The following is a 13,206-nucleotide window of genomic DNA, read 5'->3' as shown; positions in this document are numbered from 1 at the left end:
CACCTTCCGGCGTGCCCCGGCGTGCAGTCCGGAAGGGCGAGAGGCGGCGATACGCCCGTGAGCCGCGAGAGACGCGGCCACGTCATGGAAGGAAGATTTCGTGGCAACGAAGTCCCAGGACCGCCGCAAGGTCCGTCTCTCCCGCGCCCTCGGCGTCGCACTGACCCCGAAGGCCGCCCGTTACCTCGAGAAGCGTCCCTACGCTCCCGGTGAGCACGGTCGCACCAAGCGCAAGCAGGACAGCGACTACGCCGTCCGCCTCCGCGAGAAGCAGCGTCTGCGCGAGCAGTACGGCATCCGCGAGAAGCAGATGCGCAACACCTTCAACGAGGCGCGTCGTACCGAGGGTCTGACCGGTGAGAACCTGGTCGAGCTCCTCGAGATGCGTCTGGACGCCCTCGTGCTGCGTTCGGGCTTCGCCCGCACCACCGCGCAGGCGCGCCAGCTCGTCGTGCACCGTCACATCCTCGTCGACGGCCAGCTCGTCGACCGCCCGTCGTTCCGGGTGAAGCCGGGCCAGACCATCGGCGTCAAGGCCAAGAGCGAGGGCACCGAGCCGTTCCAGGTCGCAGCCGCCGGCGGTCACGCTGAGGTCCTGCCCCCGGTTCCGGCTTACCTCTCCGTCGAGCTCGACAAGCTGCAGGCCCGTCTCGAGCGTCGCCCCAAGCGCGCCGAGGTCCCGGTGACCTGTGAGGTCCAGCTCGTGGTCGAGTACTACGCCGCGCGCTGAGCGAGGCGTAGCCGCTCGGTATGCGGTTCGAAGGGGCGTCGGGTTCACCCGGCGCCCCTTCTGCTTTGCACCTAACATGGATCCCATGAAGAACGTGCTCTGGTTCCTGCTGGGCATCGCCGGCGGGTTCGTCGCCGCGCACCTGGTGAACAAGGACCCGCGGGGGCAGGAGCTTCTCGCCGAGGTCGACGCACGCATCTCGGAGTTCACCGACCGGATGGCCGACGCGTATCACGCGCAGGAGGCGAAGATCGACGGCATCGTCGCCGATGCGAAGAGCGTGGCCGCCGACGTCGCGGACGACGTGAAGGACGCCGCATCCGACCTCGCCGACGGCGTCGCCGCAGCCGGTCGGTCGGCTGCCGCGAAGCACGACGACTGACCAACCCCCATCTCCCGGTCGCGGCCTCCCGGTCGCGACCGATCCCGCATGCAGTTTGAGGACACACGATGAAGACCGCTGAGATCGCCCGGCGCTACCTGGACTACTTCGAGAAGCGCGGGCACACGATCGTGCCCTCGGCATCCCTGGTCAGCGACGACCCGGCGCTGCTGTTCACGGTCGCCGGCATGGTCCCCTTCATCCCGTACCTCTCGGGCGACGTGCCGGCGCCGTACGCGCGGGCCGCGGACAACCAGAAGTGCATCCGCACCAACGACATCGAGGAGGTCGGCAAGACCCCGCGCCACGGCACGTTCTTCCAGATGCTCGGCAACTGGTCGTTCGGCGACTACTTCAAGAAGGACGCGATCCGGTACGCCTGGGAGCTCCTCACCACGCCCGACGAAGACGGTGGACTCGGCTTCGACCCGAAGGACCTCTGGGTCACGGTCTACGAGGAGGATGACGAGGCCATCCAGCTCTGGCTCGAGCACTCGACCCTCCCCGAGGAGCGCATCCAGCGCCTGGGCAGGGACACGAACTACTGGACCACGGGGCTTCCCGGTCCCGCCGGCCCGTGCTCCGAGATCTTCTTCGACCGCGGTCCCGAATACGGCGTCGACGGCGGACCCGCCACGGACGACGACCGCTACGTCGAGATCTGGAACCTCGTGTTCATGCAGTACGAGATCACGAACGTCCGCTCGAAGTACGAGTTCGACATCTTCGGCGACCTGCCGGCGCAGAACATCGACACCGGCATGGGTCTCGAGCGTGTCGCCTTCATCAAGCAGGGCGTGGACAACATGTACGAGACGGACCAGGTGCGTCCCGTCCTCGACAAGGCCGTGGAGCTCTCGGGCAAGCGGTACGGCGAGCACCACGACGACGACGTGCGCTTCCGCGTGGTGGCCGACCACATCCGCTCCTCGCTCATGCTGCTCTCGGACGGCGTCACCCCCGCCAACGACGGACGCGGCTACATCCTGCGTCGCCTGATGCGCCGCGCCATCCGCTCGATGCGCCTGCTCGGCGTGGACGGCCCGACCTTCGCCGAGCTGTTCGCGGTGTCCCGCGACGCGATGAAAGAGGCCTACCCGATCGTCGAGACGGACTACGCGCGTCTGTCGCAGTACGCGCTTGCCGAGGAGGCGACCTTCCTCCGCACACTCGCGAGCGGGTCCGAGATCCTCGACACCTCGATCGAGGCGGCGAAGTCCTCACAGTCGACGTCGCTGAGCGGATCGCAGGCGTTCCTCCTGCACGACACGTACGGATTCCCCATCGACCTCACGCTCGAGATCGCCGAGGAGGCCGGTCTCAGCGTGGATCGTGCGTCCTTCGACACCCTCATGAAGGAGCAGCGCGATCGCGCCAAGGCGGACGCGCGCTCCCGCAAGGGTCAGCTGGCGGACACGAGCGTCTACCGCGACTTCCGAGCCCTCGGCGAGACGGTCTTCACGGGGTACACCGATCTCGAGACCGAGTCGCGCGTGCTCGGCATCCTCGTCGACGGCGCACCCGCCGACCGCGCCTCGCAGGGCCAGATCGCCGAGGTCATCACCGCGGAGACCGCGCTCTACGCCGAGTCCGGCGGGCAGGTCGCCGACAAGGGTGTCATCGTCGGTCCCGGCTACGAGCTCGAGGTCCTCGACGTGCAGAAGCCCGTCCCGGGGCTCATCAGCCACACGGTGGAGGTGACCACGGGTGAGGTCGCCGTCGGTCACGCCGCGACGACGGTGGTGGATGCCGCGAACCGCCGCGCCGCGGCGCAGGCCCACTCGGCCACCCACCTCGTGCACGCGGCCCTCCGCGACACGCTCGGCAGGAGTGCAACGCAAGCGGGCTCGCTCAACCGGGCCGGATACCTCCGGTTCGACTTCTCGTGGGGCCAGGCGCTCTCGCCCGAGACCCGCAGCGAGATCGAGGAGATCGCCAACACCGCGGTCCGCGACGACCTCGAGGTGACGACCCGCGTGATGTCCCTCGACGACGCGAAGGCCGCGGGGGCCATGGCCCTGTTCGGCGAGAAGTACGGCGACACCGTGCGCATGGTCGACATCGGCGGTCCGTGGTCGCGCGAGCTCTGCGCGGGCACGCACGTCGCCTCCAGCGCGCAGGTGGGCCTCATCAACCTCGTGGGCGAGTCGTCGGTGGGCGCCTCCAACCGCCGCGTCGAGGCGCTCGTCGGCCAGGACGCCTTCCGCGAGCTCGCTGCCGAGCGTGCCATCGTGTCGCAGCTGACGTCGGGCTTGAAGATCCCGCGCGACCAGCTGCCCGCGCGCATCGCCGAACTCCAGGCGAGCCTGAAGGCGGCCGAGAAGAAGATCGCCCAGTTCGAGGCGAAGGCGCTCGGCGAGCGTGTACCGGCCTTGGCCGGGTCGGCCGAGCGGGCGGGCGCGCACGCGGTCGTCGCGCAGTCGCTCGGCACCGTCGGATCGGCCGACGACCTCCGCTCGCTCGCACTGCAGGTGCGGGACCGGCTGGGGTCGGATGCCGCAGTCGTCGCGCTCGGCGCAGAGGTGAACGGGCGACCGGTCGTGATCGTCGCCACCAACGACGCAGCCCGCTCGGCCGGCGCGAAGGCGGGTGCGCTCGCGAAGGGCGCCGCTGCGGCGCTCGGCGGTGGCGGCGGTGGCAGGGACGACGTCGCCCAGGGCGGCGGAACGGATGCGTCGGCGCTGCCCGCCGCGCTGCTGGGCGTCGTCGACGCGTTGCGAGGCGCGGCCGCGTGAGCGGATTCCGTCGCGGCATCCGACTCGGTGTCGATGTGGGCAAGGCGCGCGTCGGCGTCGCGCGCTGCGACCCGGACGGCCTGCTCGCCGTGCCCGTCGAGACCGTGCCGCGCGGCGATGCGTCGGTGTCGCGGATCGCCGAGCTGGCCGGGGAGTACGACGCGATGGAGGTCCTCGTCGGTCTGCCGATCAGCCTGAGCGGCAACGAGACGTCCTCGACGGCCGACGCGCGGGACTTCGCCGCCGAACTGGCCGCCGCCCTCACGGTGCCGGTCCGACTCGTCGACGAGCGCCTCAGTACGGTGTCCGCGAACGCCATGCTCCGCGACAACGGGCGTTCTCAGAAGTCATCTCGTAGGATTGTCGACCAGGTCGCCGCTGTGGTCCTCCTCCAGCAGGCGATCGACGTCGAGAAGAGCACCGGTAACCCGGCCGGCATGCCGCTGTAGAAGACGCAGGAGCCCCGATGCCCGACTATCCGCTGCGCGGCGATCAGCCCGACGAAGCGCGCGCTCCCGGGACGGACGAAGCCCCGACCTCCCGGCGTGCCGCGCGTCGCGCCCGACAGACCGAGCCGGCTCTGGCGCCATCGGACGAGGCCACCCGATCCACGCCGGCCGAGGCACGCGAGCCGGTCCTCGCGTCGTCGCCGCCGCGCGGAGAGGGGACGGCGGAGGCGCCCCGTCGCCAGGCATCCGTTCCCGCGTCGTCGACGGCACCCCTCGACGCCCTCTTCGAGGAGCGCGGGATGTCGGCTCCGAGCGCGCCGGCGCGTCACGATCGCGACCGGCGGAAGAGCCGTGCCGCGGCGTGGGGCGTGTTCGTCGTGATCCTCGCCCTGATCGGCGGCGTGGCGGCCGGCGGGCTGTGGGTCTGGAACACCTACGAGGACCAGATCCGCGCCGTCATGGGGTGGGAGGAGCCGAAGGACTTCGAGCCCGGGCTCGCGGAGGGGGAGGCGACGGTCACCGTCCTCGACGGCGACACCGGAGCCGACGTCTCGAAGACGCTGTTCGACGCAGGGGTGATCAAGACCTCAGGCGCACTGTACGACTACCTCATCTCGACGGGGCAGCAGCCCGCGTTCATCCCCGGCGTCTTCCAGCTGCAGCAGAAGATGACGTCCGAGGCCGCCTATGAGGCGCTCACGAACGCGGAGAACAAGCTCGAGTCGACCGCGCAGCTGCGCGAGGGCCTCACCGTCGCCCAGTCGATCCCGCGGATCGCGGAAGGCGTCGGACTGCCCGAGGACGAGGTGCGCGCTGCCGTGCAGGACCCGAGCGCGTATGGGGTAGAGCAGGACAGCCTGGAGGGGTGGCTGTTCCCGGCCACCTACACGTTCGACCCCGGCGTGACCGCCCAGCAGGTCATTCAGCGGATGGTCGATCGCACCGTCGAGGCGCTCGACAACGCCGGCGTGCCCACGGAGCGGCGCGAGGAGATCCTCACGATCGCGTCGATCATCGAGAAGGAGGCGCGCTACGAGGACGACTTCTACAAGGTCTCCCGCGTCATCCAGAACCGCATGGACCCGGAGATCAGCGAGACCGGCGGGCTTCTGCAGATGGATTCGACCGCGCAGTACTTCTTCGATGAGCGCGAGGGCGGCACCAGCTCCAACGACGAAGAGCTGAACGACGAGAACCTCTGGAACACGTACGTGCACCCGGGCTTGCCCGCGGGCCCGATCGCGAACCCTGGCGACACCGCTATCGACGCCGCCATGAACCCGGTCGACGGCTCATGGCAGTACTTCGTCACGGTGAACCTCGACACCGGCGAGACGGTCTTCACCGACACCTTCGCCCAGCACGAGCAGGAAGTGGCGAAGTACCAGCAGTGGTGCCGTGACAACCCCGATGGAGGCTGCTGACCGATGCCGGCGACCGCCCTGGAGGTGTGGGGCGACCCGATCGACCACAGCCTGTCGCCCGTCATGCATCGCGCCGCCTACGCGGTGCTGGGTTGGGGCTGGCGCTACGACCGTCGACGCGTGGACGAGGCCGCCTTCGCAGCGCAGCTCGCGTCGCTGGGCGCCGAGTACCGCGGACTGTCGCTCACGATGCCGCTCAAGCGCGTCGCGTGGGAGGCGGCATCCCGGCGGGACGACCGTGCCGTCCTGACGGGAGCCGCCAACACCCTGGTCCGGTCCGCCGGCGGCTGGCGTGCCTTCAACACCGACGTCGGCGGCATCGTCGCGGCCCTCGGCGAGCAGGGGGTGACCGCCGTCGCCCGGGCCCGCATCGTGGGCGCCGGTGCGACCGCGGCATCCGCGCTCGTGGCGCTGAGCGAGCTCGGAGGGGACCGCGTCGAGGTGGTCGCGCGCAGAGCCGCTGCCGTCGACCCGCTCATCGCCCTGGGAGCGTCGCTCGGTGTGCACGTCACGGCGGCGGGCTTCGCCGAGGTCGATCCGGAGCCGCAGGACGTCACGATCGCGACCCTGCCCGGTGGCGCGAACCTTCCTGAGGCGGCCGCGGACGCGCTGGCGGATGCCGGCGGCCCCCTCCTGGACGTCGTGTACGGTCACTGGCCGACCGACCTCTCCAGGGCGTGGGAGCGCGCGGGGCTGCCGGCGCAGAACGGCGCCGCCATGCTCCTCCATCAGGCCGTCCTGCAGATCCGCGCCTTCGCGACCGGCGATGTGATCGAGCCGCTGCCGCGCGAGACCGAGGTCGTGGCCGTCATGCGCCGCGCGCTCGTGGGAGACTAGAGCAATGCTCCGCGTGCTCACGGCCGGCGAATCCCACGGCCCCGAACTCGTCGCCGTCATGGAGGGTCTGCCCTCCGGCGTCCCCGTCTCCCTCGACGCCATCCGCGCCGACCTCGCTCGCCGCAAGCTCGGCTACGGGCGCGGGTCGCGGATGAAGTTCGAGGAGGACGAACTGACGCTGTCGGGCGGTGTCCGTCACGGCCTTTCGCTCGGGAGCCCGATCGCGCTGCGGATCGGCAACACCGAATGGCCGAAGTGGATCGAGGTCATGAACCCCGAGCCCACCGAGCTCAGCGACCGCTCGCGCGGGCGCGGCGCCGCCCTCACGCGGCCGCGTCCCGGTCACGCCGACCTCGTCGGCATGCAGAAATACGACTTCGACGAGGCCCGCCCCATCCTCGAACGGGCCAGCGCCCGCGAGACCGCGGCACGCGTCGCGCTCGGCGCGATCGCGCGGTCGTTCCTGTCGGAGCTCGGCATCCGTCTCGTGAGCCACACGCTCTCGATCGGACCGGTGCAGGCACCCGAGGGGAGCCCGCTGCCGACCCCCGACGACGTCGACGCCCTCGACGCGGATCCGCTGCGGTGCTTCGACGCTGCGACCTCGGAGCGCATGGTCGCCGAGGTCGACGCGGCGAAGAAGGACGGCGACACCCTCGGCGGCATCGTCGAGGTGCTCGCCTACGGCCTTCCGCCCGGCGTCGGTTCGCACGTGCACTGGGACCGCCGCCTCGACGGCAAGCTCGCGCAGGCGCTCATGAGCGTCCAGGCGATCAAGGGCGTCGAGGTCGGCGACGGCTTCGAGACCACGCGTCGCCGCGGATCCGCAGCCCACGACGAGCTCTTCGTGACCGACGACGGCATCAGCCGCGCGTCCGACCGCGCCGGCGGCACCGAGGGCGGCATGTCGACCGGGACCGTGCTCCGCGTCCGCGCCGGCATGAAGCCCATCGCGACGGTGCCCCGCGCGCTCCGCACGGTCGACGTCGCGACGGGCGACACCGCGGCAGCGCACCACCAGCGGTCCGACGTGTGCGCCGTGCCGGCCGCGGGTGTCGTGGCGGAGGCGATGGTCGCCATCGTGCTCGCCGACGCCGTGCTCGAGAAGTTCGGCGGCGACAGCATCCGCGAGACCCGCCGCAACCTCGAGTCGTACCTCGCCGCCATCCCGGAGGCGCTCAAGACGACGCCCGCGTCGGAGGCGGCTCTGCTCGAGCATGACCTCGCCTGATCCGCGCGCACTCGTGCTCATCGGTCCGATGGGGGCCGGGAAGACGAGCATCGGCAAGCGGGTCGCGAAGCGACTCGATCGAACCTTCACCGACACGGACGCCGTGATCGTCCGCGCCCACGGCTCGATCGCCGAGCTGTTCCAGGCGCACGGCGAGCCCCACTTCCGACGGCTCGAGCGCGAGGCGGTCGCCGCCGCGCTGGACGGCGGCGGCGTCGTGGCGCTCGGCGGGGGAGCAGTGCTCGACGAGTCCACTCGCGAGCGACTGCGCGCCCACCGCGTGGCCCTGCTCACGGTGTCGCCGCGCGTCGTCGCGCGGCGCATCGGCGACGGCGCGAAGCGGCCCCTCCTGGGAGCGGACGATGAGACGCCGCTCGCACGTTGGGAGCGCATCTACGCCGAGCGACGCCCGATCTACGACGCCGTCGCAGACGCGACGTTCGACACCTCCTCCGGCCCCCTCGACCACGTCGTCACGGCGATCGTCGACTGGGCCGAACTCCCGGCATCCTCAACCGAAGGCAGCGCATGACCTCCTCGACCATCAGCGTCACCGGTACCACCCCGTACGACATCCACGTGGGTCGAGGGTTGCTCGCCGGGATCCGCGAGCACCTCGCCCCGACGGTGAAGAAGGTCCTCGTCGTCCACACGCCGCGGCTGGGCGCGAAGGCGGCGGCGCTGCGGGAGCAGCTGCTGGAGGACGGCACCCTCGAGGTCCTGACCGCCGAGGTCCCCGACGCCGAGGACGGCAAGCGCATCGAGGTCGCGGCGTTCTGCTGGCAGGTGATGGGGCAGGCCGACTTCACCCGCACCGACGCCGTCATCGGCTTCGGCGGCGGCGCCGTGACCGACCTGGCCGGCTTCGTCGCGGCATCCTGGCTGCGCGGGGTGCAGGTCGTCCAGGTGCCGACGACGGTGCTCGGGATGGTGGATGCCGCGGTCGGCGGCAAGACGGGTGTCAACACCGCCGAGGGCAAGAACCTCGTGGGCGCGTTCTGGGCGCCGCGCTCGGTGATCTGCGACCTCGACGTCCTCGACACCCTGCCGCGGAACGAGATCGTGGCGGGCTTCGCCGAGGTCGTCAAAGCAGGGTTCATCTGGTTCCCCGAGATCCTCGACATCGTCGAGCGCGACCCCGAGGCCGCCGTGGACCCCGCCAGCGACGAGTTCCGTCGCTGCATCGAGCTCGCCATCGAGATGAAGGCTCGGGTGGTGAGCGAGGACTTCCGCGAGGCGGGACTGCGCGAAGTGCTCAACTACGGGCACACCCTGGGGCACGCCATCGAGCACGCCGAGCGCTACCGCTGGCGCCACGGGGCGGCGATCTCGATCGGCATGATGTACGCCGCCGAGCTCTCGCGACTGGCGGGTCGCCTGTCGGACGACGACGTCGCGCGGCACCGTCGGATCCTCGACCTGCTCGGTCTCCCGACGAGCTACCGGATGGACGGGTGGCAGCACCTGCTCGGCGTGATGCAGCGCGACAAGAAAGCGCGTGCGGGCATGCTCCGCTTCATCGTGCTCGACGCGATCGGCAAGCCGACGGTGATGCAGGCGCCCGACGAGTCGCTGCTGTTCGCGGCGTACCAGGAGATCGCCGGGTGAACGACGGCCCGGTCGACTCGCCGGGTCACCGTGTCAGCATCCGGCGGGTCCGCCTCCACGAATGGCGCGAGGTGCGGGAGCTGCGCATCCGCGCGGTGAGCGACCCCGCGGCATCCATCGCGTTCCTCGCCTCCCTCGAGGACGAGATCGCGCGCGAGGACGCGTTCTGGCAGTCCCGCACGGCCGACGCGGCGCTGGGGGAGAACGCCGCACAATTCATCGCGGAGGCGGACGGCCGCTGGATCGGCACCGCGACGGTGCTCGTCCGGAGCGCGGGGGAGCGCGACACCCTCGGCCGGGTGGTGCCTATGTCCCAAGCCGACCTGGTGGGCGTCTTCGTGGATGCCGCGAACCGGGGCGCCGGCATCCTCGGTGAGCTCGTCGCGGCAGCCGATGCCTGGGCGCGCGGGGCGGTCGGTGCGGTCGGACTCACGCTCGACGTCCATGCCGAGAACCTCAGGGCGCAGGCCGCCTATCGCAAGCTCGGCTTCGAGCCGACCGGTCTCGTCCTCGAGACGGTGAGCGGCTCGGAGATCCAGATGATCCGGGCGGCCGGGTAGGGTGCTCAGGTGCCCACACCCCGCCGCCTGCTCCTGGTCAACGGCCCGAACCTGAACCTGCTCGGCATCCGCGAGCCGGACGTGTACGGACACGACACCCTGGCCGATGTGGTCTCGTTGGTCGAGCGGACCGCGGCGGAATCCGGCGTCGAGGTCCGCGCGGTGCAGAGCAATCACGAGGGTGTCCTGATCGATGCGATCCACGAGGCACGGACGGATTGCGTCGGCATCGTCATCAACCCCGGCGGCCTCTCCCACACCTCGGTGGTCCTCCGCGACGCCCTCACCGGCGTCGCCCTTCCGGTGGCCGAGGTCCACATCTCCGACGTGTACGCGCGCGAATCCTTTCGGCACCACTCCTACGTCACCGACGTCGCCGTCGTGCACGTCACAGGCAAGGGGGTCGCGGGCTACGCCGAGGCGGTCCGCCTGCTGCTCGACACGATCGGGACCTGACCCCCGCCAAGGGCGGATGCCCCGGCATCCCGTAGAATCGATCCTCGGCCGCTCCGGCCGCGAACTCCACCGAACGGAAACCCGACCTCTCATGGCATCCACCGCAGACATCAAGAACGGCGTCGTCCTGTCGATCGACGGGCAGCTCTGGAACGTCGTGGAGTTCCAGCACGTCAAGCCCGGCAAGGGCGGCGCATTCGTGCGCACCAAGCTCAAGAACGTCGTCTCGGGCAAGGTCGTCGACCGCACCTACAACGCCGGCGCGAAGATCGAGATCGAGAACGTCGACCGCCGCGACTTCACCTACCTCTACAACGACGGCGACAGCTACGTCTTCATGGACGTCGCCGACTACGACCAGCTGAGCGTCTCCGCTACGGTCGTCGGCGACGCGGCCAACTACCTGCTCGAGAACCAGCAGGTCCAGATCGCCCTGAACAACGGCAACCCGCTGTACGTCGAGATGCCCGCCTCGGTCGTGCTCGAGATCACCTACACCGAGCCGGGCCTGCAGGGTGACCGCTCGTCGGCGGGGACGAAGTCCGCGACGCTGGAGACCGGCTACGAGATCCAGGTGCCGCTCTTCGTCGAGCAGGGCACGAAGGTCAAGGTCGACACGCGCACCGGGGACTACCTCGGCCGCGTGAACTGACCCCCCGATGAGCGCACGGAGCAAGGCGCGCAAGCGCGCCCTCGACATCCTGTACCAGTCGGACATCCGCGGCGACGACCTCGCCGTCACGCTCGCCGCCGAGGCGAAGCGCGCCGCGAACGAGCCGGCCCGCGAGGCGTCCTGGCTCTACGCCCGCGAGATCGTCGACGGCATCGTCGACACCCGCGACGAGATCGACGAGCAGATCATCACGCACGCGCGGGATTGGAAGCTCGAGCGGATGCCGGCGGTCGACCGCGCGATCCTCCGCATCGGGGTGTGGGAGATCCTGCACAACGATCAGGTCCCCACCGCCGTCGCGATCGACGAGGCGGTCGAGCTCGCCAAGGAGTTCTCGACCGACGACTCCGGATCGTTCGTCCACGGGGTGCTTGCCCGCATCGCCCGCGCCTGACGGCGGCGCCCTTCCTGGCCGCGCCGACGCTGCCGTCCAGCGGAGATCCGCCGGCCCGCGGGGATCCGCTGTCCAGCGGACGGTTCGGCAGTCGTTCGTCCGCTGGAGTGCGGATCTCCGCTCGACGGCGGCTCACTCATGCGAGGTGCAGCCCCTGCGCCAGCGCGCGGAGGATCCGATCCTGCACCTCGGGCCACCGGCCCATCACGTCGGCGTAGCCGACACGAGTCACCGTGTAGCCATGCAGGGCGAGAACGGTGTCGTGCGCGTTGTCGGCCTCGCGCTGTGCCCCAACGTGATGGCGTCCGTCGATCTGGAGCACGAGCCGTGCCCCGATGAGAAAGTCGACCCGGTGACCGTGCAGGTGCACCTGCGGGTGGACGGTGGCCGGAATCCAGCGGAGCCGGACCGAGACAAACGTCTCGAGACCGGAGTCGAGGTGGGCGCATGCGTGCTCGAGCACGCGCCTCGCCGCGGGTCGAAGGTCGAACCTGCGCATGAGCTCTGCGGAAGCCTGCCCCTGTCGGAACGCGGAATCCCAGACGGCGAGGGCCTCCTCGAACGGTCGGCACTCGGCGACGATCGCGAGGACGTTCTCGACGGGGTCCTCCAGAGCACCCGGCACTCGTGCGATCAGCGGCGCGCTCCAGTGCACCCGCGCCCCGCGAGCCGAGACGGCACCGGATGCCGGTGGCGCGCCCACGTGCGCATGCCGCGGATCGTCCACGGTCCAGAGGCCGAGTCGCCGCGCCTGCGTGACGCATGTGAGGACCACGCCGGTGCGTGCCGCGCTGCGCAGGAGCGGATCCGCTTCCTGCGCGGCGACCCAGCCGCGGCGCGGCCGTTCCAGGCCCGCCGCGCCGATTCGATGCCGGGAGAACCCGGCATCCCGAAGGTCTGAGGTCCGCACCACGCCGCCGTGGTGCCGCACCCATTCGCGCACGTCCATCCATCGAGGGTGGCGCGCCCGCCACCTGCGGTTGTGCGTGCGGGCGTCGGTGTGGGCGAGGGTCGCCGCGCACCGGATGTGGAGAGACCCGGGTGTCGGCGCGGCGCTCGCGCGGAGATCCGCCGTCCAGCGGACGATCCGGCCGACGTTCGTCCGTTGGAGCGCGGATGTCAGCGGATAGCGCGGGATGCCTCGCGTCGCGCGACGCCCTTCGCTCCCGCGCGAGCGAGCAATCCTGCGCCGACCCCCACCGCCAGGCAGAAGGCGACGGAGCTCACCCCGGCGAGGACGAGCCACACCTCGGAGTCTGCGCCGAGCACGGGGAACGCGTCGCCGAGGTCGCCCAGGGACATCCCCACGCCGAACGCCAGAGCGAAGTACACCGGGAGCCCGCCGGCCAGCAGGGCGAGGTAGGCGAAGGCGACCCACACCGAGTCGAACGCCGGGATCGTGATGGCGGTGACGAGGACGGCCGATGCGAGCGCGACCCCGACGAGCGGCAGGACGACGGCGAGCGGCGTGAAGACGGGCTCGCCGGCGGCCTCCGCCACCGCGGCGATCCGGCCGAGGGTCGCCCCGGGGACCGTGGACAGCGGCGTGAGGATCTGCGTGACGACGTACATCAACTGCGCGTAGAGGACGACCAGGACCGTGCCGGCCACCACGACGGTCTCGCGCACAGGTCCCATGTCTTCCCCCGGGCCCATCCTGACACGGAGCGCGTGCGCGTCGCCCGACCGGCTAAGCTGGGTCCGAACCACAGCAACCTTTAACACCG

General features: G+C 70.8%; 15 protein-coding genes. 13 read left to right on the top strand and 2 right to left on the bottom strand.

Annotated elements, in window-relative coordinates; genetic code table 11:
* Nucleotides 1–100: 100 nt before the first annotated feature.
* The 13 genes from rpsD to nusB all read left to right on the top strand — a co-directional run bounded on the left by rpsD (nucleotide 101) and on the right by nusB (nucleotide 11,479).
* On the top strand, nucleotides 101–730 hold the full coding sequence (gene rpsD / locus KZX17_RS12265; protein ID WP_248174012.1) for a 30S ribosomal protein S4: 630 nt from the start codon (nucleotides 101–103) through the stop codon (nucleotides 728–730).
* 85 nt (nucleotides 731–815) lie between these two features.
* Nucleotides 816–1,112: an ATPase gene (locus KZX17_RS12260; protein ID WP_248173997.1), complete on the top strand. Its 297-nt coding sequence runs from the start codon at nucleotides 816–818 to the stop codon at nucleotides 1,110–1,112.
* A 68-nt stretch (nucleotides 1,113–1,180) separates the two neighbouring features.
* Nucleotides 1,181–3,847, top strand: a complete 2,667-nt coding sequence (alaS, locus tag KZX17_RS12255) for an alanine--tRNA ligase (protein WP_248173994.1) — start codon at nucleotides 1,181–1,183, stop codon at nucleotides 3,845–3,847.
* Nucleotides 3,844–4,296 carry a Holliday junction resolvase RuvX gene (ruvX, locus tag KZX17_RS12250; protein WP_248173991.1) on the top strand — a complete coding sequence of 151 codons (453 nt, stop codon included), beginning with the start codon at nucleotides 3,844–3,846 and terminating at the stop codon, nucleotides 4,294–4,296. Before alaS ends, ruvX begins: the two co-directional genes overlap by 4 nt.
* A gap of 17 nt (nucleotides 4,297–4,313) precedes the next feature.
* Nucleotides 4,314–5,720, top strand: a complete 1,407-nt coding sequence (gene mltG, locus KZX17_RS12245; protein WP_248173989.1) for an endolytic transglycosylase MltG — start codon at nucleotides 4,314–4,316, stop codon at nucleotides 5,718–5,720.
* Nucleotides 5,721–5,723: 3 nt separating this feature from the next.
* Nucleotides 5,724–6,557, top strand: coding sequence for a shikimate dehydrogenase (locus tag KZX17_RS12240; protein WP_248173986.1), 834 nt, complete (start codon nucleotides 5,724–5,726; stop codon nucleotides 6,555–6,557).
* A 4-nt stretch (nucleotides 6,558–6,561) separates the two neighbouring features.
* The gene (gene aroC / locus KZX17_RS12235; protein ID WP_248173984.1) at nucleotides 6,562–7,788 is read left to right on the top strand and encodes a chorismate synthase; all 1,227 of its coding nucleotides are present in this window, start codon (nucleotides 6,562–6,564) and stop codon (nucleotides 7,786–7,788) included.
* Nucleotides 7,775–8,320 carry a shikimate kinase gene (locus tag KZX17_RS12230; protein WP_248173981.1) on the top strand — a complete coding sequence of 182 codons (546 nt, stop codon included), beginning with the start codon at nucleotides 7,775–7,777 and terminating at the stop codon, nucleotides 8,318–8,320. Before aroC ends, KZX17_RS12230 begins: the two co-directional genes overlap by 14 nt.
* Complete coding sequence (gene aroB, locus KZX17_RS12225; RefSeq protein WP_248173979.1) at nucleotides 8,317–9,396, top strand: 3-dehydroquinate synthase; 1,080 nt, start codon at nucleotides 8,317–8,319, stop codon at nucleotides 9,394–9,396. Before KZX17_RS12230 ends, aroB begins: the two co-directional genes overlap by 4 nt.
* Nucleotides 9,393–9,956 (top strand): GNAT family N-acetyltransferase, encoded by a 564-nt coding sequence (locus KZX17_RS12220; protein WP_248173976.1) that lies wholly within the window; start codon nucleotides 9,393–9,395, stop codon nucleotides 9,954–9,956. Before aroB ends, KZX17_RS12220 begins: the two co-directional genes overlap by 4 nt.
* 9 nt (nucleotides 9,957–9,965) lie before the next feature.
* A complete protein-coding gene (aroQ, locus tag KZX17_RS12215) occupies nucleotides 9,966–10,412 on the top strand; it encodes a type II 3-dehydroquinate dehydratase (protein ID WP_248173963.1) in 447 nt (148 codons plus the stop codon).
* Nucleotides 10,413–10,503: 91 nt separating this feature from the next.
* Nucleotides 10,504–11,064 carry an elongation factor P gene (gene efp / locus KZX17_RS12210; protein WP_248173960.1) on the top strand — a complete coding sequence of 187 codons (561 nt, stop codon included), beginning with the start codon at nucleotides 10,504–10,506 and terminating at the stop codon, nucleotides 11,062–11,064.
* 7 nt (nucleotides 11,065–11,071) lie between these two features.
* Nucleotides 11,072–11,479 carry a transcription antitermination factor NusB gene (nusB, locus tag KZX17_RS12205; protein WP_248173957.1) on the top strand — a complete coding sequence of 136 codons (408 nt, stop codon included), beginning with the start codon at nucleotides 11,072–11,074 and terminating at the stop codon, nucleotides 11,477–11,479.
* Nucleotides 11,480–11,615: 136 nt separating this feature from the next.
* On the opposite strand, the gene KZX17_RS12200 is transcribed toward nusB, so the two are convergent.
* Together KZX17_RS12200 and KZX17_RS12195 are read right to left on the bottom strand one after the other, a co-directional pair.
* Nucleotides 11,616–12,428 carry an endonuclease domain-containing protein gene (locus tag KZX17_RS12200; protein ID WP_248173954.1) on the bottom strand — a complete coding sequence of 271 codons (813 nt, stop codon included), beginning with the start codon at nucleotides 12,426–12,428 and terminating at the stop codon, nucleotides 11,616–11,618.
* 170 nt (nucleotides 12,429–12,598) lie between these two features.
* On the bottom strand, nucleotides 12,599–13,117 hold the full coding sequence (locus KZX17_RS12195; protein WP_248173951.1) for a hypothetical protein: 519 nt from the start codon (nucleotides 13,115–13,117) through the stop codon (nucleotides 12,599–12,601).
* Nucleotides 13,118–13,206 lie beyond the last annotated feature (89 nt).

It is taken from the genome of Microbacterium sp. EYE_78 (assembly GCF_023149035.1).
GTDB lineage: Bacteria > Actinomycetota > Actinomycetes > Actinomycetales > Microbacteriaceae > Microbacterium.
The sequence above is the reverse complement of the archived record's forward strand: the minus strand, read 5'-3'. Positions and strand labels throughout refer to the sequence as shown.